General features: G+C 39.3%; 29 protein-coding genes. 11 read left to right on the forward strand and 18 right to left on the reverse strand.

Translation table 11 applies throughout. The features are described from left to right. Positions 1-554: 554 nt before the first annotated feature. Together C3F22_RS07175 and C3F22_RS18350 are read right to left on the reverse strand one after the other, a co-directional pair. Entirely contained in the window at positions 555-896 is a 342-nt protein-coding gene (locus C3F22_RS07175) for a hypothetical protein (RefSeq protein ID WP_004785967.1), read from the reverse strand. A gap of 269 nt (positions 897-1,165) precedes the next feature. Continuing rightward, a complete protein-coding gene (locus tag C3F22_RS18350) occupies positions 1,166-1,306 on the reverse strand; it encodes a hypothetical protein (protein ID WP_004785968.1) in 141 nt (46 codons plus the stop codon). A gap of 320 nt (positions 1,307-1,626) precedes the next feature. Here C3F22_RS18350 and C3F22_RS07180 point away from each other — a divergent pair, with 320 nt between their 5' ends. From C3F22_RS07180 to C3F22_RS07190, 3 genes are all read left to right on the forward strand, one after another. Next, positions 1,627-2,262 carry an SOS response-associated peptidase gene (locus C3F22_RS07180; RefSeq protein ID WP_004785971.1) on the forward strand — a complete coding sequence of 212 codons (636 nt, stop codon included), beginning with the start codon at positions 1,627-1,629 and terminating at the stop codon, positions 2,260-2,262. A 119-nt stretch (positions 2,263-2,381) separates the two neighbouring features. Beyond that, complete coding sequence (locus C3F22_RS07185; RefSeq protein ID WP_004785972.1) at positions 2,382-2,939, forward strand: LexA family protein; 558 nt, start codon at positions 2,382-2,384, stop codon at positions 2,937-2,939. Beyond that, positions 2,936-4,234: a Y-family DNA polymerase gene (locus tag C3F22_RS07190; protein ID WP_004785974.1), complete on the forward strand. Its 1,299-nt coding sequence runs from the start codon at positions 2,936-2,938 to the stop codon at positions 4,232-4,234. The genes C3F22_RS07185 and C3F22_RS07190 overlap by 4 nt, the downstream gene beginning before the upstream one ends. Positions 4,235-4,331: 97 nt before the next feature. On the opposite strand, the gene C3F22_RS18355 is transcribed toward C3F22_RS07190, so the two are convergent. The 3 genes from C3F22_RS18355 to C3F22_RS07200 form a co-directional block, all read right to left on the reverse strand. Continuing rightward, positions 4,332-4,484, reverse strand: coding sequence for a hypothetical protein (locus C3F22_RS18355; RefSeq protein WP_004785976.1), 153 nt, complete (start codon positions 4,482-4,484; stop codon positions 4,332-4,334). Positions 4,485-4,696: 212 nt separating this feature from the next. Beyond that, entirely contained in the window at positions 4,697-5,098 is a 402-nt protein-coding gene (locus tag C3F22_RS07195) for a helix-turn-helix domain-containing protein (protein ID WP_004785978.1), read from the reverse strand. 1 nt (position 5,099) lies between these two features. After that, on the reverse strand, positions 5,100-5,390 hold the full coding sequence (locus C3F22_RS07200) for a type II toxin-antitoxin system HigB family toxin (RefSeq protein ID WP_004785981.1): 291 nt from the start codon (positions 5,388-5,390) through the stop codon (positions 5,100-5,102). A gap of 215 nt (positions 5,391-5,605) precedes the next feature. On the opposite strand from C3F22_RS07200, the gene C3F22_RS07205 reads away from it, so the two are divergent. Both C3F22_RS07205 and C3F22_RS07210 read left to right on the forward strand, forming a co-directional pair. After that, positions 5,606-6,634, forward strand: a complete 1,029-nt coding sequence (locus C3F22_RS07205) for a transposase (RefSeq protein WP_079255106.1) — start codon at positions 5,606-5,608, stop codon at positions 6,632-6,634. 1,139 nt (positions 6,635-7,773) lie between these two features. After that, a complete protein-coding gene (locus C3F22_RS07210) occupies positions 7,774-8,115 on the forward strand; it encodes a hypothetical protein (protein ID WP_104426155.1) in 342 nt (113 codons plus the stop codon). Positions 8,116-8,207: 92 nt separating this feature from the next. Here the strand turns inward: C3F22_RS07210 and C3F22_RS07215 are convergent, their stop codons facing one another. From C3F22_RS07215 to C3F22_RS07225, 3 genes are all read right to left on the reverse strand, one after another. Beyond that, on the reverse strand, positions 8,208-8,450 hold the full coding sequence (locus tag C3F22_RS07215) for a hypothetical protein (RefSeq protein ID WP_004785989.1): 243 nt from the start codon (positions 8,448-8,450) through the stop codon (positions 8,208-8,210). A 389-nt stretch (positions 8,451-8,839) separates the two neighbouring features. Continuing rightward, positions 8,840-9,808, reverse strand: coding sequence for an IS30 family transposase (locus tag C3F22_RS07220; protein ID WP_081398964.1), 969 nt, complete (start codon positions 9,806-9,808; stop codon positions 8,840-8,842). 356 nt (positions 9,809-10,164) lie between these two features. Further along, positions 10,165-10,395, reverse strand: a complete 231-nt coding sequence (locus C3F22_RS07225) for a hypothetical protein (protein ID WP_004785991.1) — start codon at positions 10,393-10,395, stop codon at positions 10,165-10,167. A gap of 254 nt (positions 10,396-10,649) precedes the next feature. On the opposite strand from C3F22_RS07225, the gene C3F22_RS07230 reads away from it, so the two are divergent. Together C3F22_RS07230 and C3F22_RS07235 are read left to right on the forward strand one after the other, a co-directional pair. Continuing rightward, entirely contained in the window at positions 10,650-11,123 is a 474-nt protein-coding gene (locus C3F22_RS07230) for a CinA family protein (protein WP_004785993.1), read from the forward strand. 109 nt (positions 11,124-11,232) lie between these two features. Then, complete coding sequence (locus C3F22_RS07235; protein ID WP_004785994.1) at positions 11,233-11,847, forward strand: hypothetical protein; 615 nt, start codon at positions 11,233-11,235, stop codon at positions 11,845-11,847. 75 nt (positions 11,848-11,922) lie between these two features. Here the strand turns inward: C3F22_RS07235 and prpC are convergent, their stop codons facing one another. Further along, entirely contained in the window at positions 11,923-13,062 is a 1,140-nt protein-coding gene (gene prpC / locus C3F22_RS07240; protein WP_004785996.1) for a 2-methylcitrate synthase, read from the reverse strand. 4 nt (positions 13,063-13,066) lie between these two features. Further along, positions 13,067-13,951, reverse strand: coding sequence for a methylisocitrate lyase (prpB, locus tag C3F22_RS07245; RefSeq protein WP_004785998.1), 885 nt, complete (start codon positions 13,949-13,951; stop codon positions 13,067-13,069). Between the two features lie 229 nt (positions 13,952-14,180). On the opposite strand from prpB, the gene C3F22_RS07250 reads away from it, so the two are divergent. Then, a complete protein-coding gene (locus C3F22_RS07250; RefSeq protein ID WP_104426156.1) occupies positions 14,181-14,831 on the forward strand; it encodes a TetR/AcrR family transcriptional regulator in 651 nt (216 codons plus the stop codon). Between the two features lie 32 nt (positions 14,832-14,863). On the opposite strand, the gene C3F22_RS07255 is transcribed toward C3F22_RS07250, so the two are convergent. Next, positions 14,864-15,609, reverse strand: a protein-coding gene (locus tag C3F22_RS07255; protein WP_228203583.1) for an IS5 family transposase whose coding sequence is annotated in 2 segments (ribosomal slippage) — positions 14,864-14,886 and positions 14,886-15,609 — 747 coding nt in all. Because the reading frame shifts where the segments join, the coding sequence is not laid out codon by codon here. Between the two features lie 194 nt (positions 15,610-15,803). On the opposite strand from C3F22_RS07255, the gene argF reads away from it, so the two are divergent. Together argF and C3F22_RS07265 are read left to right on the forward strand one after the other, a co-directional pair. After that, positions 15,804-16,724, forward strand: a complete 921-nt coding sequence (gene argF / locus C3F22_RS07260) for an ornithine carbamoyltransferase (RefSeq protein ID WP_004786004.1) — start codon at positions 15,804-15,806, stop codon at positions 16,722-16,724. A gap of 105 nt (positions 16,725-16,829) precedes the next feature. Further along, the gene (locus C3F22_RS07265) at positions 16,830-17,303 is read left to right on the forward strand and encodes a hypothetical protein (protein ID WP_004786005.1); all 474 of its coding nucleotides are present in this window, start codon (positions 16,830-16,832) and stop codon (positions 17,301-17,303) included. Positions 17,304-17,383: 80 nt separating this feature from the next. Here C3F22_RS07265 and C3F22_RS07270 read toward each other — a convergent pair whose 3' ends face one another. From C3F22_RS07270 to rpiA, 7 genes are all read right to left on the reverse strand, one after another. Further along, entirely contained in the window at positions 17,384-17,737 is a 354-nt protein-coding gene (locus C3F22_RS07270) for a YnfA family protein (protein ID WP_004786008.1), read from the reverse strand. Positions 17,738-17,844: 107 nt separating this feature from the next. Beyond that, positions 17,845-20,121, reverse strand: coding sequence for an ATP-dependent Clp protease ATP-binding subunit ClpA (gene clpA / locus C3F22_RS07275; protein ID WP_004786010.1), 2,277 nt, complete (start codon positions 20,119-20,121; stop codon positions 17,845-17,847). A 9-nt stretch (positions 20,122-20,130) separates the two neighbouring features. Beyond that, on the reverse strand, positions 20,131-20,544 hold the full coding sequence (clpS, locus tag C3F22_RS07280) for an ATP-dependent Clp protease adapter ClpS (RefSeq protein WP_034170359.1): 414 nt from the start codon (positions 20,542-20,544) through the stop codon (positions 20,131-20,133). Positions 20,545-20,562: 18 nt separating this feature from the next. Continuing rightward, complete coding sequence (locus tag C3F22_RS07285; protein ID WP_004786014.1) at positions 20,563-21,309, reverse strand: DUF6776 family protein; 747 nt, start codon at positions 21,307-21,309, stop codon at positions 20,563-20,565. A gap of 76 nt (positions 21,310-21,385) precedes the next feature. Then, entirely contained in the window at positions 21,386-22,441 is a 1,056-nt protein-coding gene (gene argC, locus C3F22_RS07290; RefSeq protein ID WP_171064832.1) for an N-acetyl-gamma-glutamyl-phosphate reductase, read from the reverse strand. Positions 22,442-22,639: 198 nt separating this feature from the next. After that, entirely contained in the window at positions 22,640-23,320 is a 681-nt protein-coding gene (locus C3F22_RS07295; RefSeq protein ID WP_104426158.1) for a M48 family metallopeptidase, read from the reverse strand. Between the two features lie 129 nt (positions 23,321-23,449). Beyond that, positions 23,450-24,121, reverse strand: coding sequence for a ribose-5-phosphate isomerase RpiA (gene rpiA / locus C3F22_RS07300; RefSeq protein WP_004786020.1), 672 nt, complete (start codon positions 24,119-24,121; stop codon positions 23,450-23,452). Positions 24,122-24,225: 104 nt separating this feature from the next. Here rpiA and ilvA point away from each other — a divergent pair, with 104 nt between their 5' ends. Continuing rightward, positions 24,226-25,764: a threonine ammonia-lyase, biosynthetic gene (gene ilvA / locus C3F22_RS07305; protein WP_104426159.1), complete on the forward strand. Its 1,539-nt coding sequence runs from the start codon at positions 24,226-24,228 to the stop codon at positions 25,762-25,764. The last annotated feature ends 149 nt before the right edge of the window (positions 25,765-25,913 follow it).

The raw sequence follows: 25,913 nt of genomic DNA on the forward strand, positions 1-25,913 counted from the left end.
TTGACTCCATCTCGGTGCATAATATTGATCGCTATCATCCTGCTATTCACCTTGATCTCTAGTCCAAATCTTTAAACTTTTAAACGAAATGAGTGATCTAAAAGTCAGCAAGACTTTCCTTGATCATGGAAAATAATAATACTGCGCAAACCGTGAACAATAGCCCGATCAAAGCAAATAAAGGATCCTGATAAATAAGACCTAAAACCATGAGAGAAACAGCAAGGATGACAAGGAAAATAATGCCGCATATTTTAAAGAGATACATATCCACAACCTAAAGCAAAAGCTATGCTTTCAAGAAGCAATTTTTGCTCCTTTTTTAAATAATTTTTATGTTTATTATCTATATAAATTGATCAATATTCTATTTATTGGTACGAAGCTAGTATATGAAATACCGATCTACTCAGTAATCATATTTCGAACAAAATTCAGAAATTTAGACATTAAAAAGCCACCCTAAAGAGTGGCTCAATGATTAAATGTTTTTATTGATATTCGATTATAGCGGTCACTATTTTCAAATAAAAATTTTAATAAATATTCTTTCTTTACCCGAAATAATCTCGACATGCATTCCTCCATGAAAGGTCAAAATATTCCTGATCTATCTGCCGTCTTTCAATCAGCACAATATTTTTATTTACTACAATAAACCTCCGATGTTTCATTTCATTCGTAGATTTATCTCTGAAACTAAGCTCACCACATTCTCCCTCTTGTTGATGAAATTGAACCAGATCTGAATTCGGTAAAGCATTCCTTACCATTTCCCTAAATTTTTTTAGATCCTCATCCTGTAGGATCTTAGAGTCAGCTTCTTGCTGTGTATTTGGTTGACTACACCCCAGAAGTATTAAAGCTACAAGAGGCAAGATAATTAGTTTTTTCATAAGCTGTCCTCCTGAGAAAGAGGATCACATTATTTTTAAAGTATGGCTATTATTAAAATGAATAGTTTTGTAAACCATTCAACTTTATCAATAAATTTAATCAGGAAAATTTAGAATAGATGAAAAGGAATAATAGCTAAAATAGCTTGCTGTGTCTCTGAAAATAGCAAAGTTCTGAAAATTATATAAGACTTGCCAGAGATGGCTCTACTGAAAGAATAGGAGACCTCACAACCTTCTCTTGCTAGTGGTGAGGTCCTTTCAAGCGATTATTCAACAGAATTTGGTGCTTGACTGTCTACCTGTTCATTCTGAGGAGCAGCATTGTTTGAACTGTCCTTTTTGTATTTCATTTTTTTATAACAATAACCTGCAAGTACACCGGCACCAATTAACGTTAATAACTTCATTTTTCACCTCATGCTCATAATTGCAAGCCTATATAACTAACATCTATATTTGTAGCTTTCCAAAGCCATTTAGAGTGTTTTTTTAAATAAAAAGTTAAATTATGTATATCTATATAGATCAAATAAAATTTTAATCTTTTCATAATATTAAATTTACTTAAAATATTCTTGAGTTAAATATTTTTAGGCTCTAAATATATACTTATAAAATAAAAATCCTGCTTGCTGATTAAAATTCAACTTACGATATTCAAATTGTTTTGAACTTATTTCTCTTATATTTTAATTCTCATGATAGATCATCATGAGAGCGTTCTCCCATGTGTTCAAACTATGAATTTCCCTCAAAACATCGTCTCTCTTTATTAGACATTCATGAAGAGCAACTTGAACTAGATATGAAAACGCATGTATATCCTTTGGCTCCCGCTCCCATCATTATGCGCGGTGCTGACGAGTTTGAACTGGATATCGCACGTTTCGGACTTATCCCTTCCTGGGCCAAAGAATTAAAATTTGGTCGGCATACTTATAATACCCGGACTGAAACGGTTGCCTCAAAAGCAAGTTTTCGGCATGCCTGGAAAAACAATCAGTTTGCCTTGGTACCTGTAGATACGTTCTATGAACCCAAATACATTGATGGCAAATCTCATTGGTATGCAATATCTCGTGAAGACGGCGATCCTTTTACTGTTGCAGCCATTTATGATGATGCAATCATTGAGGGTGAAAAAGTTCGGTCTTTTTCAATGCTTACGATTAATGCAAATCAGCATCCTTTTATGAAACAATTCCATAATCCGAATGATGAAAAACGCTCGATTATTGTGATACCGGAAGAGTCAAGACAGGATTGGCTGCACTGCGATCATGAGGAAGCAAGTGAGTTTTTCTTCGAAATGCGGGATGAATTTATTGCAAAGCCGCGAGATCCCCGTTTGTCGGAAAATTGAAATATAAAAGCAATTTAATCACTCATATCTGATTTTAAAGCATTTAATTTGTTTGTATAAAAATAAAGCAATCATTACAATCTTGATTAATGTAACAACAATCAAGAAGTAGCAGATTTATGACAAATTCGCATGGGGGCTTTAGAATTGGTGCAGGCAGAAAAAAGGTCGAAGAAACCAAAGTAATTCGTGTACCTGAATCTAAAGTCCTAGATATCAAAGCATACTTAAAATCACTTAAAAAAGAAAATGAAATCAGTGATATTCGCCAGTTTGATCCCGTTACTCAAATGGAAATTCCTTTAGTTACTGAACGTGTTCAGGCTGGTTTTCCCTCACCCGCACAAGACTATATTGATAAAAAACTCGATCTGAATGAATTCCTGATCAATAACGCCAATGCCACTTTCATTGTTCGTGCCAATTCGCTGTCGATGCTGAATGCAGGTATTGATATCAATGATGCTCTGATTGTAGATCGTAGCATTGAAGCGCAACACCGAGATATTGTGATTGCCTGTGTAGATAGCGAGTTTACGGTCAAACGGCTGATTGTCGATGTAAAAGGTTGCTGGCTAAAAGCCGAGAATGACGACTATCCCGATATTCATCCTGTAGAAGGTCAGCAATTTGAAATCTGGGGTGTGGTCACCAACGTCATTAAAAAATTCAGATGAAATATCAGCAGGAAATCTATGCGCTGATTGATGTCAATAACTGCTATGTCAGTTGCGAGCGCCTATTCAGTCCGAAACTGAATCATGTACCTGTGATCGTGTTATCAAATAACGACGGCTGTGTAGTTTCACGTTCGCAGGAAGCAAAAGATCTCGGCATTAAAATGGCTGTTCCACTCTTCCAGATTCGCGATATTGTCGAACAGCATCAAGTTCAGGTGGTATCCAGTAACTATGCGCTATATGCAGAAATGTCCAAACGCTTTCATTCCATTCTATCTGAATATGTAGCACCTGGTGAACAGGAAGTTTATTCCATAGATGAATGCTTTCTGAAAATTACAGCTTATGCAAAAAATCATGATTTAACAGAATATGGTCAGGATATGCGACGGCGTATTTTGCAATGGATTGGCCTACCCGTTTGTGTAGGCATTGGCCGTTCCAAAACCGAAGCTAAATTAGCCAACTATATGGCCAAGAAAGCCAAACGCTTTGATGGGGTTTGCGATCTTTCTTCTATGAATCAAAAATATAGAAATTACTTCTGGAGCTTGATTGATGTTGCTGAAGTCTGGGGGGTTGGGCGCCAGCAGAGTAAAAAGTTAAAGAACTTAGGTATACATACCGTTCTTGATTTAGCTCAGGCTAATTGTCATCGAATCGGAAAATTATTTCCAGTTGTTATGCAAAGAACTGTGATGGAATTACAGGGAGTTTGCTGTATTGAACTTGAACAGACGTGCCAGCCCAAGAAGCAGATTATTTCTTCACGCTCATTTGGTTCCCGAGTGACGGATCTTGAAGCTTTAACGGAAGCTATGAGTGATTACCTGCAAAATGCTGTCAAACGCTTAAGAGAAGATCAATCCTTATGTGGTTGCATCATTGCTTTCGCGCAATCCAATCTTTTTGACAAGAACAGATCCTTTTATCATAAATCTATCAATATCGCTTTTCCTGAACCCACTGATTCCGCTGTTGTAATGAACCGGGCATTGATGCAACAGATGCATGAGCTGTTTTCAGAAGGTGTAGAGTTTAAAAAATGCGGGGTTATTTTAACGGCGCTTGAACCTAAATCGGCCTATGTCTATGACTTACTCTCTGATCATGCTCAGATCGAGAGAAATGAGAAGCTTCAACAAGCGCTAGAAAAAGTAAAAGAAAAATTTGGCGATCAAAAGCTGGCAATTGGAGCAACTAAAATGCCTGACCGGAGCTGGGCCATGTCTCAACAGCATCTAAGCCAGAATTATTTTAGTTGGGATGGACTGTTAAAGATTGATCATTAATTTCATCTTCCCAGTAAGGTGAAGCAGAAATTTTCCGAGACTTAAATCAAAATCTAAAAAGCCCTAAATTTAATTAGGGCTTTCTGATATTCATATCTTACTTTTGCTCCCTCAGCGGATGCTCAGGCTCTGCATTAGGCTTTTTCTCAGGCTTTACACCCTTATAGGTTGCTTGATTGCCTTTATCATCATTAGATTCTTTTTGCGGATTATCTTCTTGCTCTGTTTGGTGGTCTGCATGAGTTGTCATATATATTCCCTTTTCTCTAGATGCTTAGAAAATTATTAGGACATATAAGGTTAAACATCAATAATATTTATGTTTTCCATACATTTTAATAAACATATATTCTTCTAATCCGAGCTTATATAGACTTCTTGTTCTAATCTAAATCTGTCTGGCTGTGCAACCTGCTTTCAGGAAACACAGCTCATATATCTTAAAATTTGGTTTCTTATTACTTAAAAGAAAGTATCTGCAGAAACATTAAAACGTTCAGACAAAGCTTTAATATGACGGATATTGAGCTGACGTTTACCGTTCAGGATTTCTGAAATGACCGACTGGGTAGCTATATCAGATAGGTCTGATTGGCTTAGGCCATGCTGTTCCATCAGGAAAGCCAATGCAGTACGTCCATCGCCTTCTGGCATCGGCAAATGCTCATGCTCGTAAGCTGAGACTAAGTCACCCAGTTGAAGAATCAGCCCCATTAAGGGATGCGACTCATCATCACCTACAATATCCAGAAGTTCATCTAAAGCTTCAGTAAGGGTATTAAAGTCTTCTTCAGTTTCTGGCTTGCTAAGCAATGGTGCAACATAACGCCAGTGATCAACGGCCTGTTTAATCATTGCATTCATATTAAGCCTCCTTCCAATGACCTTTGTCATATTCCTGATGGGATAAGACATGGCGAATATAGACACGTTTTGCCTGATACATCACAACTGCGATCAACCTGATCTTGTTGCCACCAATATCAAAGACATGAAATTTCCCGACTTTATCGACTGCGGGAAATAATCGCTTCATGTCGGCAAAATCCTTAGGATCATTGGCCTTGATAAGTCGATACCAACCATCCAATGCAGTTTCAGCGTGTGGCCACTTTTGCATTGCTTCCAGAATCCGAGCGTGAGTGATCACATGCATGATTATTTATCGCATTTTGCTATATTGAAAGTATAACCTAAATATCGCATATTGCAATAACGCTTAAAGGATGAATTTAGTTGAGATGAGTATTGTTATGATCAAATCACAAGTTAAAATTAAATAAACCCTTATTTTTAATAATCTTTATTAATTAACTAGGACTTACGCATTGACGGATTCAAAAAAGTATTAAAATACTTTATAAAGTATCTGTGATCAGACGAATTAAACATGCTTCTACAGCAACTTGTACATTACCCATTTATATGGGCTTTCTCATGACAGAACCGAACTCTATTAGCTGCACACAACTTGCCGAGACTTATAATATCTCGCATGATAGTGTAAATCGCTTTCTAGAGCGTGAAGACTACACACCTCACGACCTATATCAAGAATCAATTCAACATATTGATAATAATAAACTTATAGTCAGTATTGATGATACTGTTTTAGATAAACCATATAGTCAACATATGGACTTGGTTAGCTATTTTTGGTCAGGCAAACACCACCGATCCGTCAAGGGTATTAATCTCATTACCTTGTATGCGACAGATCAAAATGGTCAAAATATTCCAATTAATTTCCGAATTTATGACAAATCTGAAAGTAAAACCAAGAATGATTACTTTATGGATATGTTAAGTGAAGTACTCAGTTGGGGTGCAAAGATTCAATTTATTACAGGTGATAGTTGGTATTCATCGACTGGAAATCTAAAAACCATAAGAAAATATGGTATTCGATTTATGTTTGGTATCGACTGTAACCGTAAGGTTTCCCCAGAAAAAGGACAATGGTTTCAACTGCGTTTATTGCCAGATTTCCATCAGGGTCAAGTGGTCTGGCTCAAAGATTTTGGCTTTGTACAATTATTTAAGACTCAGTTAAAAGAACAGCAGAGGTTTTATATTGTGCATCAAGATGAAGATGATTTATTGTCCTTTGAGGGTTTTCATGAATTACATTCAAGTCATTGGAAAATAGAGCAATATCACCGGGTGATTAAACAGGTTTGTCATATTGAAAAGTTTCAAGTAAGACGATCTAAACTGATTTTGAATCATATTTTTTCAGCCTTGATGGCCTACGTTGAGATACAAAAGAACCAGTTTGAGCGGATCTTTGAAAATGTATATCGTTGGCAGAAGAAATTATTTAGACCAGTTATCAAAAACTTCATTGATGACTTTATTCTCGATAAAAATCATCTGCTACCACAGAGAATCTATAAGTAATAGTGCGTAAGTCCTATTAACTATCAATATTTATAAATTAGCGTGGATATGTTGGTTCTATTTTCAAATAGCAATGATAAAAAAATGAAAACCCCCGTCAATCTAAAATCGAACGGGGGTTCAACATCCATCTAAACCACGAAGGTCTAGAGAGTTAATTTAAATCTTTCAAGCAATCACGACACTTTTTGACTTCGAAATCATCGACTGTATAATCAATTTCAGTCGCACCATGAAGACCAAATAAACAACATATAAATTGGAACATATGTTTCTCCTGACTGTGAACAGCTCGATCATGGATCGAGCTTTGTTGCTTTAAAGATAATGGCTTACAGTTCCACGATTTATTTACCTTGAAACGATTGAATCACTCACCTGTACTGCGATTGCACAGGCAAGCTATAGCCTCTAAATTTGTACACTCTCTTCATGTTTTGGCGCTTGGTCTTTGGTACCGTGATCCTTGCTCATCATCCGGCACATTTTTTCTTTGCAAGATTTAAAGCAACATCCCACCATGACACCCATACCAAATGCACAGATACATCTCATCATAGCTCTAACCTATCTTTTCATGAAAAGAGATATATAAATAACATCTATTCATGTTTCACACTTGAACGTATTTTCAGGTTTTATGTTGTATATGAAAACTTATGTGAAGGATAAATGTCGAAGAATCATTACTTTTTGGCATATTTATGATCTAAAAAATGAGCCCTGCTTAACTGTCTGGATTAAGCAGGGCTTTTTAACTTGCTGATTTTAAATTATTTTATCTGAGTTGTTATAGTGATGATAAAGTACCACTTGTCATGCATCTAATATGTATATGAAATATAGAGGCTTTTTTACCAAATGTTGAATATAGGTTATGTTTTATATTTTATTGGCTATTTTTCATCAACTTAGATGCAATTAAATACAAAAAACTTTGATTCATTCAGCTTTCATTCAATCAAGTGGGTCATAAAAGCAGATATGCAACTTATACATATTGGTAGATATTTTACTTATTTTATCAAAGTCCTTTTCATTTTTTATTTTCTCAGCTGTCAATGAGTTTAAAGGCAGGTGCTCTTTCACTCATTTCTCTTTATAATTTTTCCAATGACTGATAACAATATATTGTTGCCATGAAAATATCATTATTCATAATTGCCCTATTGGCATTGGCCATCACAGGCTGCCAGAAACAACAGGCAGATGTATCAGCTGAACCTGATCCAGCAGTGAAAGCTCAATTTGAAAAATCCGATGCCCGATTGAGTGCTTATTTAGATAAATTAGATTCTTCTACTATTAGTCTTGAGGAAAGAACACATATTTTATGTGAGGATTATCCTAAAGAATATAAAACTCATTATATGCCGGCCCTAATAAAACTGATGCCACAAGCATATGATGAGCAGGAACTACTGAAAGATCTGAAAAATGCGCTCGACTTTTATAAAGTAAAAGCTAATATTCAATGCTGATTTATTCTGAACAATAAAAAACCGCCTTAAAAAAGGCGGTTTTTTGTAGAGATTACACAGCTTAGATATGAGTGCTGCAGCTTTGACTAATCTTATTGATTACGCAAATTTTGCTGCTGGTTATCTTGTTGTGGCTGTTGCTGTTGTTGCTGATTGCGTTGCTGGTCCTGTTGGCCCTGCTGACGCTGTTGGTTTTGCTGTCCTTGCGGCTGTTGTTGTTGCTGGTTCGGCTGTTGCTGATTTTGATTCTGGTTTTGCTGATGTTGTTGGTCTTGCTGTTGCTGTTGTTGTTGGTTCTGTTGGTCTTGCTGATTTTGCTGTTGGTTATTAGCCATGATGTAACTCCTTACTATTTGCTTTAAATCGCCGATGATTAGGTTTCGACTTAATATTTACTCTACCTATTTTTAAAAATTCGCCAAGTTGTTACCTGTTACATATTAATTCAATGTAAAAAAAGGTAAGTTAAGTAATTGAAGTCTGGATTTATAAGAAACATAAATTACTTTTAATAATAGAATGAACACATATTGAAAGCTTTCTATCTTTTATAAATTTTATTTTTCATTTAAAGTCATAACTTAATCAAAAAATTGTATGTAAACTTAAATTTAAAATAAAATTTAGAAATACATTTTGATACTTGTATAAAATATGATTATATTTATAAGATATTGAATTTTATTAATTATTTAAAATTATAATTTCTTATACATGGGCGAATTCAAACATGAGGTGCGACAGTTTGAAAAGTCTTATGATAATCAACAAGCTGAGCAAATTTCTCTAATGGTGTAAGCCAATCTAACGCTTTTCTAGGACGAGTATTCAGTGACATGGCAACTTGATTTAAATAATGCTGATCTGCCTGATTTAAATCAATCCCTTTAGGTAAATATTGCCTAATTAAACCATTCATATTTTCGCATGTGCCTTTTTGCCAGGGTGAATGTGGGTCACAGAAATATACATCTATGCCTAAATCTTCTTCAAGTATTTTATGTTCTGCCATCTCGCGTCCACGGTCATAGGTCAACGTTTTACGCAGTTCTGCAGGTAAATATTTCAGAGCTTCAGTTAAAGCCTTGCGCACTGATTCTGCCTTTGCATCAGGTAATGTTGCCAAGATACAGAGCCGTGTATTTCGTTCAATAAGTGTTGCTATCGAACTTTTATTGTCTTTACCTTTAATTAAATCAGCTTCCCAATGACCCGGTATTTTTCTTTCTTGAACTTCGGCTGGGCGCTCATGAATAGTTTTAATATCCTGTAATATAGAATCTTTTTTAGGTTCACCGTTAGCTTTTCGCTTTTTATTTTCATGACGCAGACAGGATAATAAGTCTTTTTTCAACTCACCCTTTGGTAATGCTCGTATCGTTGAATAAATCGTTGTATGGCTTACATTCATTGTTTGATCCAAATCAGGAAATGTCTTTAAACGCTTTGCTATTTGCTGAGGAGACCATAAACAACGGATCGCTTCAACAATAAATTTCCAGAGGATTGAATCGATTTTGAGTTTTCTGTGACCACGTCTACGTCTAGCGAAGGTGTTATCAGAAGCATATTGAGCTTGATAAACGTCATTGATGCTATTTCTTTTAAGCTCACGATAGATCGTACTAGGATGTCTTTTAATGAGTTCAGCAAATTTTCTGGCTGAAAAGCCTTCTTTTCTTGACTCAAGCATTAATGCAGTACGATCTTCAAAGTTAAGATGATGGTATGACAATTTTATATACTCCATAAACCCTTTAAATTAATTAGGTGGTTTATGTCGCACTTCAAGTTTTACTCTGCCATGTTTAACCTAATTTTCTAAAAATTAGATCATTAAATATAAAAACGAAAAAACCATTTTTGAATAGCAGACTATATTACATAGAATCACAAATAAGGCCTTTTCAGTTACCAATTTACCTTGACTTTATATTTTTAAAATTATTATTAGATTTTTTTATTAAATCTAATCAAATTCTATTTTAATGACCTTTATCTAATAAATAAGCCTCTTATTTTAAGAGGCTTATTTTCAATAAGTTATTTTTAGATTGCGACCACTTTTACAATAATGGTTTGGTTTTCTTCTTGCTCTTCGGCCAGATATAAACGCTTTAATTCTTTGCTTTTAACTTTAAACTTTAAATTCTGGTAATGAATGATGCTTGGGATCTGATCAAAATATTGACCATCTGCCTCAATTTCTTCCTGAAATAAAGGAGTACCCAGTTGATAATCTAGACTTTTTAATACGGAATACTTTACTGTGGTTTTCATTCTTACAACCTACTTTCCTTACGCACTTTATTTTTATTTTTACCACTGATCAGAGCAAGTTAAAACCATTAATTTCAAATATTGTCCAAGCATTAAGCAATCAGTTTAACAACTGCCAAACTTACGTTTGGAATACTAAAATTACAAAAATATTTTACCTTTCATCATAATAAAGGAATAATCTCACAGTTGATACAAAAGCAAAATGGGACTACATTGGAATAAAGATTACCTTCTAAGAAAAAATAGACATTATGATTAAAACATGTTGTGGCCTGCTGGAACAAAGAAACATCAAGATTGCTTTTATTGAAAGTGCAAGTTCTGGCTATTTAACCAGTCAGTTTTCAATTTGCAAAAATGAAGGTGCTGAAATCTTGTTGGGAGGTCTGGTATGCTACGATCCGTCCGTGAAGATCAATGTTTTGGGAATTTCTCCGAATCTAATTAGCACCCATTCAGCCGAATCTATGCCTGTAACGGTTGCTCTGGCTGAGGCAGGTAAAAAAATGTTTCAGGAGGCGGACTGGATTATTGCTTGTACAGGCTTGCTTAAACCAGGCGGTAGTGCAACACCTGATAAACCGGAAGGTACTTTCTTCACCGCTGTTTATGATGGTCTTCAGACTCACCAGTTCCAGTATTATATTAAAGGCACACCACAGGAACGTCTTAATAAACTGGCAGCCGTCATCGCACATGACATGATTAATCTACTCAACACCTAAAACCAAAACTGTTTATATAAAATGCTGATCAAACTTCATTATTTCTACTGTATTTATAGTTAAATTATTTCTTATAAAAGCACGTTGTTTTAATGAGGCCTGATCAGTGATGAAAATAAGATTTGCAGCCCTTTTGCTCGCACTTGGCATTCCTGTATCCGCTTTCGCCACTGTCGGTGGCCCACAGAATATTGAAGTTTTGGGGTATGAAGTCAAAGACCAGAAACTTTATCTGTTGCGGCATTATCTCGATGGTCGCGGACGCCTACCTCAACTGTATTATTATCATTTTAAATCCAAAACTCCGAATCAGCTAATTCAGGTGAACTCCCTGTATATCAATCCAAAAACCAAGCAGATTGACTACGATCAGGACAGCCGTAAGTTTGTCCAGGAAATTGCCAAAATTAAAAAGCGTCTGATTCCGTTAGTACCTTTGCAAAAGCAAAACATTCAGCTCAAGCTATTAAAGACCAGCAAAGGTACTGCCCCTGCATGGCATGATCCTAAACAGAAAGTTCCAAAATGGACTTATCAATATCAGGTGCAATCTAGCCAGTATAAAAGTCCTGTTCAACAAGCAGTCAGTTATAAAGCAGATTTAAGATTAAGCCAAACTTATCAAGTACCGAAACAGAATAAAATACTGGTGACAGTAAAATACTTAGGCATCCCATTTGAAACCGGTTATCACATTGAAGATCCAGCATTATTAAGTCGGTAAACCAATGTCAATCAACAATTAGCAAAAAATAAGGCCTCATGGAGACCTTATTTTCATATTTAGAATATCTCTGGCTTACGCAGCAGAAGTGCGCTCAGCAATTGGAACCACTTTACGCAACTCTGGACCAGTATAATCCGCGCTCGGACGGATAATACGGTTATCTGCACGTTGTTCCATCACATGCGCCGCCCAACCTGTGACGCGTGACATTACAAAGATTGGCGTAAACAGTTTGGTTGGAATACCCATAAAGTGATAAGCAGAAGCATGGAAAAAGTCCGCATTACAGAACAGTTTTTTCTCGCGCCACATGACTTCTTCACAACGCACTGATACTGGGTAGAGCACAGTATCACCTACATCTTTTGCCAGTTTTTCAGACCATTGCTTGATAATGCCATTACGCGGATCATTGTCTTTATAAATCGCATGACCAAAGCCCATGATTTTTTCTTTACGCTCCAGCATGCCCAGCATTTCGCGCTCAGCTTCTTCTGGAGATTTCCAGTTTTCAATCATATCCATTGCCGCTTCATTGGCACCACCGTGTAATGGGCCACGTAGTGAACCAATTGCACCGGTAATACATGAATGCAAGTCAGACAAAGTTGATGCACAAACACGCGCTGTGAAGGTTGAAGCATTAAATTCATGCTCTGCGTACAGGATCAGGGATACATTCATCACTTGCTCATGTAGCTGATTCGGTTTCTTGCCATGTAGCAAATGAAGGAACTGAGCACCTATTGAATCATCATCGGTATTTTCATCAATGCGTACGCCGTCATGGCTATAGCGATACCAGTAGCAGATAATTGCTGGCAACGTCGCCAGAATACGGTCTGCGATATCCTGTTGCTGATCAAAAGACTGTTCAGTCTCAAGGTTGCCCAGCATCGATACGCCAGTACGCATCACATCCATTGGATGTGAATCAGCAGGAATACGCTCAAGTACTTCTTTCAGCGCTTGTGGTAGTACACGCAAAGATTTCAGTTTTGCTTTATAGGCAGCCAACTGTTCTGAAGTTGGTAATTCACCAAAGAAAATCAGGTAAGCGACTTCTTCAAACTGACAGTTTTCTGCCAGATCCTGTACGTCATAGCCGCGATAGGTCAGGCCTGCACCACTTTTGCCTACTGTTGAAAGTGCAGTTTTTCCTGCAACTTGTCCGCGCAATCCTGCGCCAGTGAGTACTTTTCCTTCAGCCATTGTTTTAATTCTCCTGCTTGAACAGTTTATCTAATGTGTTTTCAAAGCTGTGATAATCTAAAAATTCGTATAATTCTTTACGCGGTTGCATTTTATCCAGTACATGCACCTGTGTACCATTTTCACGCACTGAGCGCATCACTTCCAGTGCCGCCTTTTGCATCGCACGGGTAGCTGATAGCGGGTAAAGTACCATGCGAATACCCTGCTCAGCCAGTTCTTCAGTGGTATAATATGGTGTGTCACCAAATTCGGTAATATTGGCCAAAACCGGTACACCAACTGCATCGCATACAGTACGATACATGGTAATGTCTGTCATCGCTTCAGCAAAAATGGCATCTGCACCTGCTTCGACACAGGCACAAGCGCGGTCAATCACTGCCTGCAGACCTTCTTTCTGAAGTGCGTCGGTACGTGCCATCACCACAAAGTTTGAATCGGTTTTAGCATCGACTGCCGCCTTGATCCGGTCAACCATTTCCTGTTGGGTCACAATTTCCTTATTCGGACGATGACCACAACGTTTTTGTGCAACCTGATCTTCGATATGCACAGCAGCAGCGCCAGCAGCAATCATCTGCTTGATGCTACGTGCGATATTAAATGCACCGCCCCAGCCTGTATCTATATCAACCAGTAAGGGTGTATCTACACGTTCAGTAATGCGACGCACATCTTCCAGAACATTATCCAGACTCGTCATGCCTAGATCAGGTAGACCATAAGAATAGTTTGCAACACCGGCACCAGAGAGATAAATAGCTTTATAGCCGACCTGTTTGGCCATCATGGCAGCATAGGCATTCACTGTGCCCATAATTTGTAATGGTTTTTCGACTTCAAGCGCTTGTCTAAACTTTAAACCTGCAGACATTTGTTCTGTCATCTTCCTTTCCACAGTCTTGGCTATAATTATTGAGATTTGAGTATACTGATTTGAAACCATGATGCTATAAGCCAATAGAATAAAAACTCTAAAACTTTAGTCAAACTTTTAAGTTTTACTTGATTCACTGAATAAATTCCGCCTTCATTCGGTGTGATTGTGAAATCTGCGGATATATTTGTTATGATGAACTACCAAGTTTATATAACCTGTTGATATACCATCCTCTATGCAAAACCTTGTTCATCTGGAACCACTCGCCAAAGATCTGCCTCAAACCAAACGTGGTCATGAGCGCTGCGTTGCGCTGTTGGTCTCTGCGACCGAACTGTTTCTGGAACATGGTTATGAGGCAGTTTCTCTAGATGATATTGTCCAGCATGCAGGCGGTTCCAAAGCTTCCATTTACAAGTACTTTGGCAATAAAGAAGGCCTGTTTGAAGCTATTTGTGATTATCGACGTACCAAGTTTTTTGAAGATATCAGCATTCCGATTGAACTGATGGCGCTAGATTTTCGTAGTTATTTGGTACAGACATTATTGACCTTCTACCGCCAAATCATGCAGCCGGAAAATGCAGCCTTTATGCGTTTGGTACTGGAACAAAGTCAGCGTAATCCTCAACTGGCCCGCCATATTCATGAACGCGGCCCGGTTCAGGTACAAAGTTCCATTGCTACCGCACTGAAACAGGCCCATGAACAAGGTTTGCTATATTGTGAAAATCCGCAATATTCTGCCCAGTTATATTTTGGTATTTTGCGTAATCTGGAATGGCGGATTCTAATGGGGATTACCATAGAAGAAGATGATCAAGAGATCGACAAATACATCAGTTATTGCGTGGATCGATTTTTAGACGGTCATCAAAAAGTCTAGGGTCTGTTGACATTTACTGTTCATAATTAAACCTATAAAGGTAGCCATAAAATATACAGGCTAAGGCAACAGCACTTTGATAATTTCTTTTGAGCTTGTCATATCGAGTAGCTATTCCTCTAAATTGCTTTAATCTACAAAACATATTTTCAACTAAATGCCTGATTTTATATAAATACCAGCCCATATGATCATTGTTCGATTGGCTACTTATTTTCTTTGGTATATTCGCTTTTGTTCCTGTTTTTCTGATCTGTTCACGCAGTGGTTCTGAATCATAGCCTTTATCTGCGCAGACCACTTTTGTCTCTTTTAAGTCTAATGTTGATATTAAATCAGGTGCAACTTTGACGTCATGTGTGGTTCCATCAGTAATCATGAAATCAACAGGATTGCCATTTGCATCAACAATCAAATGTATTTTTGAGGAGTTTCCTCCTACACTTTTAGAAATGGATTGATTCGCTATACCGGCAGAATGTTGATGAGCACGTACGTGAGAGCCATCAATAAAAATCCACTCCATATCGGGGCATGATGCTAATAATTTGAATAATCTAAGCAACTTACCACTGCTTAACCAACGATTAAAACGTTTGAAAATAGAGTTTGATTGACCGAAATAGGAAGGAATATCTCGCCACGGACAGCTTGTTCTAATTCTATAGAGAATAGCTTCAATAAAATTACGTAAGTTTGAGTTGTGATGAATAGATAAATTACGCAAAATAGTTTTCAACTTTTGCCAGTGTTGATCTGTCAGCATGGTACGAGGCATAGCGAATAGTAAAATTGGGTTTGGCGATTTGATTTTACTACTTCGCTATTTTTTTAAGCTAAAAGTGTCAACACACCCTAGTTTTTTTGCAATTTCCTGTTCATATAGTATATTAGCCGATTCCGTATTTTTTTCTTAAACCAACCAACAACTGATTGTTGATCGAGTTTTCGGCAATTATTGTGGAGTAACGAATGGCTCTCCGTCACTTTCTCACCTTACGCGATTTATCAACTTTAGAACTGAACCAGATTTTACAGCGCGCAATCGAGCTTAAGCGCAAACAGCACAATAATGAAGTGTTCCAACCCTTTGTTGGTAAAGTCATGGGCATGATTTTTGAAAAATCGAGTACCCGTACGCGTGTTTCGTTTGAAGCAGGCATGAGCCAGTTCGGTGGTAGTGCCATCTTCCTGTCTTCACGTGATACCCAGCTGGGTCGCGGTGAGCCAATTGAAGATTCTGCACGTGTGATTTCCAGCATGCTGGATATTGTGATGATCCGTACTTTCGGTCACGATATCGTAGAACGCTTTGCTTCTTATTCAAAAGTTCCAGTGATCAACGCTTTGACTGATGATCATCACCCTTGCCAGTTACTTGCTGACATGCAGACTTATCTGGAACATCGTGGTTCGATCGAAGGTAAAACTGTTGCCTGGATTGGCGATGGCAATAACATGTGTAACTCTTATATTGAAGCAGCGCACATGTGGGGCTTCAAGCTAAAAGTTGCAGCACCGAAAGGCTATGAACCTCAAGAACAGTTCCTGTCTGAATTCGCACATTGTGTAGAACTAGTCGATACTGCTGAAGATGCAGCAGTCAATGCCGACCTGATCGTAACTGACGTTTGGGCAAGTATGGGCCAGGAAGAAGAACAGAAAATCCGTGAGAAAGCTTTTGCGGACTATCAGGTGAATGAACGCCTAATGGATCTTGCACATCCAGACTGCCTGTTCATGCATTGCCTGCCTGCGCATCGTGGTGAAGAAATTTCTGAAAACATGCTGGATCACAAAAATGCTGTGGTTTGGGATGAAGCAGAAAACCGTCTTCATGCACAAAAAGCACTGGTTGAATTTCTGTTGAATGAAAACCTGAAAAAAGACTGATTTTCTCAAAAAAAATCTTCACAAATTAAGCACCAATCTCTGGTGCTTTTTTTGTTTCAGCTCTTATAATCAGAATTGAAACGACATAAAAAGTGATGCGATACAATGCAAAAAAAATATTGGGTTTTGGCACTCCTGGCAGGTTTTAGTAGTGCTGCTTTACCGGTGTATGCTTCTGAATTCGACCAGTATCTCCAAGGAAAAGGCATTCTAGACAGCAAGTTTAAAATTGAGAAAAAAGCTGAGCTGAACGAGCTGCTTACTGTCCTGAGTGCAGAAGATTCCAAGACTTTGCCGCTACAGATCGATCAGAATACAATCATAGAACAGTTACAACTTACTGCCAATAAAACCACACTTAAAGGCATGATCACTACACCCGACTTTAGCCAGTTTGAGAAAGACCTAGGTCGTAAAGAAGTCCTTAAGGTGATTCGTAATAATCTTCTAAATAACTGTCAGATCTTTTTTGAACATCGCTATCAAATCGTCAATCCTTATAAAATCGAACTTAGCCTTAGCTCCCAAACGCATACTTATAATGTAGATCTCTCCCAGAAAGACTGTAATGTAAAATAATCTTGTCTAGAATCAATAAAGGCAGCTATAGCTGCCTTTTATATTTAGATTAGTTCTAATTGCTAAACACACCTAGACGATTAACGAATCAAACCTTGTGGCTGTAAAATAATAATCAGCGCACCTAGAATGACCACCACTCCACCCAGCAGATCCCAACGTGAAAGGCTGACCTGATCCACGAATCTCAGCCACATCAACGCTGAGAAAATATAAATTCCCCCATAGGCGGCATAAACACGCCCAGAAGCGGCTGGATGCAAAGTCAAAAGCCAGACGAACGCAGCTAAGGCTAATGCCGCCGGAACCCACAACCACTGACTCTTAGCCTGATTTAAAATCAGGTAAGGAAAATAACAGCCCAAAATTTCCATCAATGCCGTTAATAAAAACAGAAAAAACGTAGTTAAAAGCTTGCTAATCTGAATATCCATATATTTCTCTAAATCAGAAACTCTTTAAACCAAGAGTACATAAATTAAGGGTAAATAAAACAACAAAACCCGTGCGAACACGGGTCTGATGATGATCTATTCAATGATTAAGCTGGTTCAGCAGTCTGGTCTTCGAAGACTTCAAGTTTCAGACCGACAGACCTACCATTTTCTTTCTTCACAGAAACTGAAACGTTACCACCATTTTCGGCCAGTTCACCAAACAGGATCATTTCAGCCAATGGTTTTTTCAGATGTTCCTGAATCAGACGTTGCATTGGTCGAGCACCCATCAAGCGATCATAGCCATTTTCAGCCATCCACTCACGTGCGCTTTGATCCACCTCCAGCACCACTTTCTTCTCATCCAGTTGTGCTTGAAGTTCAGTCAGGAATTTATCCACGACATTTTCAATAATGGTATTCGGCAACGCCTTGAACTGAATCACGCCATCTAGACGGTTACGGAATTCTGGCGAGAACGCTTTCTTCATTGCTTCCTGGTTGTCATTACTGTTGTCCTGTTCCATGAAACCAATGCTGACACGAGAAATACTTTCCGCACCAATATTAGTCGTTAGAACCAGCACCACATTACGGAAATCGGACTTACGACCATTATTATCCGTTAATGAACCATGATCCATGATTTGTAATAGCAAGTTAAATACATCTGGATGGGCTTTTTCAATCTCATCCAGCAGCAATACACAGTGCGGATTTTTGTGAATTGCATCGGTCAACAAACCACCTTGGTCAAAACCAACATAGCCAGGAGGCGCACCGATCAGACGAGAGACTGCGTGACGTTCCATATATTCAGACATATCGAAACGTACCAGCTCTACACCCAAAATTTTCGCCAATTGCTTGGTAACTTCAGTTTTACCCACACCGGTAGGACCAGCGAAGACAAAACTACCGACTGGCTTATCTGGAGATTTCAAACCTGCACGAGACAGTTTGATCGCAGAAGCCAAAGCTTCAATTGCTTCATCCTGGCCGAAGACCACACGTTTCAGATCACGCTCAAGGTTCTCCAGTACAGACTTATCATCTTTAGAGACGGTTTTCGGTGGAATACGGGCAATCTTGGACACAATGTCTTCGATGTTTTCAACCGTAATCAGGCTGTCATCTTGCTCAGCTTTCAAACGTCGTTGTGCGCCGGCTTCATCAATCACGTCAATCGCTTTATCTGGCAAGAATCGGTCATTAATAAATTTCGCTGACAGCTCAACCGCAGAAACCAGTGCCTGATCGTCATACTGTACATGATGGAAATCTTCAAATTTAGATTTCAGGCCACGCAAGATATCAATCGTTTCTGTAATCGAAGGTTCATTCACATCTATTTTTTGGAACCGACGTGACAAGGCATGATCTTTTTCAAAGACCTGACGATATTCCTGGAATGTGGTTGAACCGATGCAACGTAAAGATCCGTTCGCTAATGCTGGTTTGATCAGGTTCGATGCATCCATAGTGCTGCCCATGCTTGAACCTGCACCGATGATCATATGAATTTCATCAATGAACAGCACTGCATCCGGTTTTTTCTTCAAGGCATTTAATAGTTGTTTTAAACGCTTTTCGAAATCACCACGGTATTTAGTTCCCGCCACCAGCGCACCGATATCTAGGCTATAGATTTCAGCATTTTCTAGCGGTTTTGGTGCCTTACCATTTACGATCAACCAAGCCAGACCTTCAGCAATCGACGTTTTACCCACGCCTGGATCACCGACCAGCAATGGGTTATTTTTACGGCGACGGCATAAAATTTGCGCTGCCCGCTCAATTTCTTTTTCACGGCCAATCAATGGATCTGTCTTGCCGCGTTGAGCTTCCAGATTCAAATTGGTCGTATACAGCTCTAGCGGACCAGAATTATTGGAAGAAGCCGATTCACCATCCAGCTCTTCAATTTCTTCTTCAGACTGTACTTCGTCTTTACGCGTACCATGAGAAAGGTACTGAGTTAAAGTCAGACGGTTAATCTGATGACGTTTAAGCAGATAAACCGCAAAAGAATCACGCTCAGAATACATCGCAACCAGAATATCGGCGCCTTCTACAGTACGATCACCGCCACTGGATTGAACATGGAAAATTGCACGTTGCAAAATCCGGTCAAAACTTTCTGTAGGATGAGGTGCCTGATCACTATTTTCACCGAGTTTAGGGGTATGTTGTTCTACATACTCTTCTAATTCTTTACGCAAAACGATAATATCTGCACCACATGCTTTTAAGGCATTCACGGCAGAATCATTGTCGAGTAAAGCTAATAATAAATGTTCTACGGTCAGGAACTCATGTCTCTTTTGACGAGCCATGCTGACAGCCAAACGTAGTGATACTTCTAATTGACGACTGAGCATGCAACCCCCTTAATCTTTCGGCTCAATCTGGCAAAGTAAAGGATGACCTTGAGATCGAGCGTAATTATTGACTTGGTTCGCTTTGGTTTCCGCAATGTCTCGAGGATAGACCCCAGCTACACCTTTTCCTTCATAATGTACAGTTAGCATTACTTGTGTAGCTTGGTCAAGATTCATTGCAAAGTATTGTTGTAAAATTTCAATTACAAACTCCATTGGAGTGTAGTCGTCATTCAATAACACCACTGCATACATCGGTGGACGCTTCAGTTCAGGAGGTGCAGTCTGGACTGCAAGGTCAGCGTCATCATCGTGAAAAGGCTCGTCTGTTAAACGCGGGCTAATATGCCAATCAACCATGCCGGATTCGTAAAAAGAATTTTTGATCTCACTTAAACATTTTGGACGTTTATTGCTTGGCATACGATTTCTATTTCACACTTAATTTGCATTTGCTTCAGTTTTTGGAATCTCTGACAGGACTGTTGACTGGCTTTCAACAGCTTTCCCTTGATCCCAGCTAAAACGGCGAATTACAGGCTTAGCACCTGAGAGACGCACTTCAATAAATTCTGGTTTAAAGCCTTTAGGCATGGTCCAGCGACCAGTCAAACGTTCGTAATTGTCGAAATTAAAGTTTTTATCTTCAAGCGGCACGACCAGAATTTCAGTGCCCTTAATCAAGCGCAGTTCCACTGTACCAGAGGCGCGATTTTTGCCCGGACTGACCTGAACCAGATCAATCTGGTATTCAAAGGCATTATCAGGTAAAGCTTTGATCCCCAGATGTTGAACTGTTAATGCTAAACCACCGCGTTGACGCAAAATCTCGCGGTAGATCGTACCAACGCTTTCAGCCTGCTCCTGGGCATCACGCGCCTTATTTGCTGCAAGATAAAGATCATTGGCATTACTAACGGCCAGATCACGTTCTTGTACCGCTGTATTCAGAGATTTATTCAGTGTTTCCAAACTGGTTTTCTGTTTTTGTACTACTTCAACCAGTTGTTCCGCATCCGCCTCAAAACCCACCGCAGTCAAACCTTGCCGATGCCCGACCGTATAGCCCAGCAAGCCACTACCCAGAATCAACACAGCAGCACCGATTACCAAAGGTGTATTGCCTTTCATCAATGGTTTCTTTGTAGAGGGTTCCTGGATCGTCATGTTTGACTCATTATTCGGCATTTTGATCTCTGTATACTTTGTTCAAGACACACATTTAAATCCAAATCTAAATGTGTGTGAAGTTCTAATACGTTTTTTATGGTAATAAACCAATATTATTCAAGCCTGCATTTTCTGCAAAGCCAAACATCAGATTCATGTTTTGTACTGCCTGACCAGCTGCACCTTTGACCAGATTGTCCTGGGCCACCAGAATCACCAGTTTGGTTGGTTGTGGCTTATACAGTGCGATACGCAACTGGTTAGCACCACGCACCGAACGGGTTTCTGGCGAACTGCCTGCTGGCATCACATCAACAAACTGTTCATTGGCATAGAATTGCTCGTACAGTGACTGCAAGTCAGCTTCCTGGCCTGCTTCAGTCAAGTCGATATAAATCGTTGATAACATGCCACGAATCATCGGCACCAGATGCGGCACAAACAGGATATGGTCAAATACGCCTTTTTGACCTGAAATGTTTTCCAATGCTTCTACGATTTCAGGATGGTGACGATGGCCTGCAACGCCATAAGCCTTAAAATTATCAGCATTTTCAGAATAGATCATGCCCAGGCTTGCTTTACGACCTGCACCTGATACGCCTGATTTCGCATCGATAATAATGCTTTCTGGTTTTACCAAGGCTTCGTTTGATTTCAATACGGGTGCCAGACCAAGCTGAACTGTCGTTGGATAACAGCCCGGATTACCAATCACACTCGCCTGTTTGATCTGTTCACGATTAAGTTCAGACAGACCATAAACAGAATCTTTTAATACTTCTGGGCAAGCATGTTCCATGCCATACCATTTTGCGAATTGTTCCAGATTTTGCAAACGGAAATCCGCTGCAAGGTCAATTACCTTGGTATTAGCTGCAATAAGTTCTTCAGCATGTTTCATGGCAACGCCATGTGGTGTCGCGAAAAATACCACATCACATGATTTTAAAAGATCAAGGCTAAGGTCAGAAAATTGAAGATCCGTATGTCCACGCAGACTCGGGAACATATCGTCAACACGACGGCCTGCTTCAGTACGTGATGTCAGTGCTTTAACTTCTACATTCGGATGTCGCAGTAATAGACGTAAAAGTTCAACGCCTGTATAACCTGTACCACCCACAATACCCACTGAAATCACGATGATTACCTCAAACTAGATGTTTCCTTTATGGGCTGTAGTATGACAGGAACTTGAGGTTTTCTAAACTGTTTCACTAGGGATTGATGGTTTTTTATTTACGCTTCTATTTTGAGTGTTTTTAAAAACTTTAAGAGAATTATATCTTTTGCTTAGGCTATTTAGAAGTAAGTAAATACTATCTTCGTTCCTCTAAAGATATTCTTAAGCTGCCCACCAATATGGCATGACAGTATTTTTCAGAATTTTGCGGTGAGTTAAATAGTTTGGATCATGCTTTGCCACTTCCGCCCAGAAACGAGGACTATGGTCAAAATGCCGGGTATGGGCTAATTCATGCACACATAAATAACGCACGATATTTTCAGGAAACAGAATGATGCCACTATTTAGCATGATGTCATGTTTGGCAGAACAACTGCCCCATCGTGTTTTCGGTTGGCGAACATTACAAATGTTAAATGATAATCCTGTTTCTTGGCTTACTTTGTCCAGATAAACAGGCAACTGTTCTTTAGCATAAGAAATGGCAAAGGCTTTTAAATAGGTTTCAGGATGACGGTCACTGATCGATAGCTGTAATAATTTAGCATCAAAAACAAAGTTCTGCTTTTGACTTTGATACACGATCTGGATTGACTGAGCCTGATCGAAAAGCTGCAATTCTGCTGGTAAAGATCTATCAATACTTTGATTTTTTTCCTGCTGCAATTTCCATGTTTTCAGTAGCCAGCTTTCAGCTTGATCAATAAAATTCTGAATCTGTTTTTTGCTACAAAATACAGGTGCGGTTAAACGGATTTGATCACCTTCTACACGCAGTCTGAGACGTGTTGAGCGAACATTTCGAGTAATTTGAATTTCAGGTAGGTCGTTTAGGGTCATTTTTTATATTTAATCGTTATTTAAATCCTCCTCCTTGCGCAGCAGTGCTGCTCACCTTTTCAAAGGAGGGAGAAAGCCCCTCTTTTTTAAAGAGGGGTTTGGGGAGATTAGCTCTTCAATGAGTTAAAATTAAACCGCAGTACGTTCTTCAATGCCGTTATTGGTCGCAACAATCGCTATATCCGCCTTGTTGATCGCAAAAATACCGTTACATACGACGCCTGGAATGTCATTAATGGTTTTTTCCAGCTCAAGCGCATTCAGAATATTCAGGTTATGCACATCCAAAATAACATTTCCATTATCAGTCACTACACCTTCACGGTAAGCAGGATCACCACCTAATGCCACCAACTTACGTGCGACTGCTGAACGTGCCATTGGAATCACTTCAACAGGTAGTGGGAAATCACGACCCAACTGCTCTACCCATTTCGAATCATCCACGATACATACGAATTTTTTCGCAATCGACGCCACGATTTTTTCACGTGTAAGCGCAGCACCACCACCTTTGATCATGTGCATATGACGGTCAATTTCATCCGCACCATCGACATAAGCATCCAGACCGCCCACGCTATTCATATCGACAACTTCAATGCCTAATTTTTTAAGGCGTTGTGCAGTGGCTTCAGAACTTGCAACTGCTGCTTCCAATTGAAGTTCAGGCAAAAGTTCGATTAAGAAGTTAACAGTACTCCCAGTACCGACGCCTAAAATGCCCCCTTTTGGTAAGTGCTTTAACGCAGCTTTTGCTGCAGCTTGCTTTTTCTCATCTTGGGTTGCATATAGACTCATGACATCACTCAACTATTTTGGACTTTCGCAGTATTTTTAAACCGCAAAGCCGCGTGGTTTGTTACAATAAGTGCTTATTTTAAACTGTTAGATGGAAAATTAACATGCTGTCTCGTTTGGTTCGACAAATTTTACAAGCAACTGTTTACGATGTTGCAATCGAAACCCCACTCGAAGCAGCGCCACGAATTAGCGAGCGCTTAAATAATAACATTCGCTTTAAACGTGAAGATTTACAACCGGTTTTTTCATTCAAGCTACGCGGTGCCTATAACCGTATTAGTCAATTACCGAAATCACAACTCGAACGTGGCGTTATCACAGCTTCAGCAGGCAACCATGCCCAAGGCGTGGCGCTGTCAGGGAAAAAGCTGGGGATTCGCGCGATTATCGTAATGCCAAAAACCACCCCTGATATCAAGGTTCAGGCGGTAAAACGCTTAGGTGGCGAAGTCGTATTGCACGGTGATTCATTTGATGTTGCCAATAAATATGCGATTCAACGTGCCCAAGAAGATGGCATGACCTTTATTCCACCTTATGACGATGAACTGGTGATGGCCGGTCAAGGCACCATTGCCAATGAAATTTTGCGTCAATGGCGTGATGTAGAATATGTCTTCGTTGCTGTTGGTGGTGGTGGTCTGATTGCCGGTGTTGCAGCGTACTTGGGAGATGTTGCTCCGCATGTCAAAGTTATTCCTGTGGAATATGATGAATCCGCGTGCTTAAAAGCGGCCTTAGAAGCCAATGAACGTGTGATTCTTCCATCTGTCGGTTTATTTGCCGATGGTACTGCAGTGGCACAAATTGGTGAAAAACCTTTTGAGGTCATCCGCCTGCAAAAATCAGATAACTCTGGTCCAATTGTTGAACCTGATGTGGTACTGGTCAATACTGATGAAGTCTGTGCAGCAATTAAAGATACCTATGACGAATGCCGTAGTATTGTAGAACCATCTGGTGCAATGGCGTTGGCTGGTATCAAAAAATATGTAGCGGAACACGGCATTGAAGGCAAGAATATCGTATCGATTGTTTGCGGTGCGAACATGAACTTCGACCGTCTGCGCTATATTGCCGAACGCACCGAGCTGGGCGAACGCAAAGAGGCCATCTTTGCCGTAACTATTCCAGAAGAAAAAGGCTCATTCCTGAAATTCTGTCGTGCCCTTCAAGGCCGTAATATCACCGAGTTTAATTACCGCTCTAGTGATGCTTCTGCAGCTCAGGTTTTTGTCGGCATCAGCCTAAAAAATGGCGAAAAAGAACGTCAGGAAATCTATGAAAACCTGAAATTCGACTATGACGTTGATGATCTGTCTGATGATGAAGTCGCAAAACTGCATATTCGTTACCTGATTGGCGGTCATGCCGATATTGAAAATGAACGCCTGTTCCGCGTGGAATTCCCGGAACGTCCAGGTGCGTTATTGACTTTCCTTGAACGTCTAGGCCCAACTCATAACATCACCCTGTTCCACTACCGCAACCACGGCGCAGCTGAAGGTCGCGTACTGGTCGGCTTGGAAGCGGAAGATGCAAAACAGAATCCAGATGGTTTGATTGAGACATTGGAAAGCATCACTTATCCATATGAAGAAATCACCAATAACCTGGGTTATCAGCGTTTCTTGAAATAATCAGTTTAATATAAACCGCCTTTCGAGGCGGTTTTTTTATATCCGGCTGAAAGAAAATGTATGAAGTATTTATGTAAGGCCAGATAGCTGAAAACTATAAAAATCTTTAAGATACGTACTTAGACATGAACTGATTTGAAATAAAAAGA

Source organism: Acinetobacter sp. ACNIH1 (assembly GCF_002934695.1).
Taxonomy (GTDB): Bacteria; Pseudomonadota; Gammaproteobacteria; order Pseudomonadales; family Moraxellaceae; genus Acinetobacter; species Acinetobacter variabilis.

Bases quoted from the DNA above. Each gene is read 5' to 3' on its own strand.
- C3F22_RS07175 (WP_004785967.1), bottom strand. From the start codon at position 896: ATGAAAAAACTAATTATCTTGCCTCTTGTAGCTTTAATACTTCTGGGG.
- C3F22_RS18350 (WP_004785968.1), bottom strand. From the start codon at position 1,306: ATGAAGTTATTAACGTTAATTGGTGCCGGTGTACTTGCAGGTTATTGT.
- C3F22_RS07180 (WP_004785971.1), top strand. From the start codon at position 1,627: ATGTGTTCAAACTATGAATTTCCCTCAAAACATCGTCTCTCTTTATTA.
- C3F22_RS07185 (WP_004785972.1), top strand. From the start codon at position 2,382: ATGACAAATTCGCATGGGGGCTTTAGAATTGGTGCAGGCAGAAAAAAG.
- C3F22_RS07190 (WP_004785974.1), top strand. From the start codon at position 2,936: ATGAAATATCAGCAGGAAATCTATGCGCTGATTGATGTCAATAACTGC.
- C3F22_RS18355 (WP_004785976.1), bottom strand. From the start codon at position 4,484: ATGACAACTCATGCAGACCACCAAACAGAGCAAGAAGATAATCCGCAA.
- C3F22_RS07195 (WP_004785978.1), bottom strand. From the start codon at position 5,098: ATGAATGCAATGATTAAACAGGCCGTTGATCACTGGCGTTATGTTGCA.
- C3F22_RS07200 (WP_004785981.1), bottom strand. From the start codon at position 5,390: ATGCATGTGATCACTCACGCTCGGATTCTGGAAGCAATGCAAAAGTGG.
- C3F22_RS07210 (WP_104426155.1), top strand. From the start codon at position 7,774: ATGAAAATATCATTATTCATAATTGCCCTATTGGCATTGGCCATCACA.
- C3F22_RS07215 (WP_004785989.1), bottom strand. From the start codon at position 8,450: ATGGCTAATAACCAACAGCAAAATCAGCAAGACCAACAGAACCAACAA.
- C3F22_RS07220 (WP_081398964.1), bottom strand. From the start codon at position 9,808: ATGCTTGAGTCAAGAAAAGAAGGCTTTTCAGCCAGAAAATTTGCTGAA.
- C3F22_RS07225 (WP_004785991.1), bottom strand. From the start codon at position 10,395: ATGAAAACCACAGTAAAGTATTCCGTATTAAAAAGTCTAGATTATCAA.
- C3F22_RS07230 (WP_004785993.1), top strand. From the start codon at position 10,650: ATGATTAAAACATGTTGTGGCCTGCTGGAACAAAGAAACATCAAGATT.
- C3F22_RS07235 (WP_004785994.1), top strand. From the start codon at position 11,233: ATGAAAATAAGATTTGCAGCCCTTTTGCTCGCACTTGGCATTCCTGTA.
- prpC (WP_004785996.1), bottom strand. From the start codon at position 13,062: ATGGCTGAAGGAAAAGTACTCACTGGCGCAGGATTGCGCGGACAAGTT.
- prpB (WP_004785998.1), bottom strand. From the start codon at position 13,951: ATGACAGAACAAATGTCTGCAGGTTTAAAGTTTAGACAAGCGCTTGAA.
- C3F22_RS07250 (WP_104426156.1), top strand. From the start codon at position 14,181: ATGCAAAACCTTGTTCATCTGGAACCACTCGCCAAAGATCTGCCTCAA.
- argF (WP_004786004.1), top strand. From the start codon at position 15,804: ATGGCTCTCCGTCACTTTCTCACCTTACGCGATTTATCAACTTTAGAA.
- C3F22_RS07265 (WP_004786005.1), top strand. From the start codon at position 16,830: ATGCAAAAAAAATATTGGGTTTTGGCACTCCTGGCAGGTTTTAGTAGT.
- C3F22_RS07270 (WP_004786008.1), bottom strand. From the start codon at position 17,737: ATGGATATTCAGATTAGCAAGCTTTTAACTACGTTTTTTCTGTTTTTA.
- clpA (WP_004786010.1), bottom strand. From the start codon at position 20,121: ATGCTCAGTCGTCAATTAGAAGTATCACTACGTTTGGCTGTCAGCATG.
- clpS (WP_034170359.1), bottom strand. From the start codon at position 20,544: ATGCCAAGCAATAAACGTCCAAAATGTTTAAGTGAGATCAAAAATTCT.
- C3F22_RS07285 (WP_004786014.1), bottom strand. From the start codon at position 21,309: ATGCCGAATAATGAGTCAAACATGACGATCCAGGAACCCTCTACAAAG.
- C3F22_RS07295 (WP_104426158.1), bottom strand. From the start codon at position 23,320: ATGACCCTAAACGACCTACCTGAAATTCAAATTACTCGAAATGTTCGC.
- rpiA (WP_004786020.1), bottom strand. From the start codon at position 24,121: ATGAGTCTATATGCAACCCAAGATGAGAAAAAGCAAGCTGCAGCAAAA.
- ilvA (WP_104426159.1), top strand. From the start codon at position 24,226: ATGCTGTCTCGTTTGGTTCGACAAATTTTACAAGCAACTGTTTACGAT.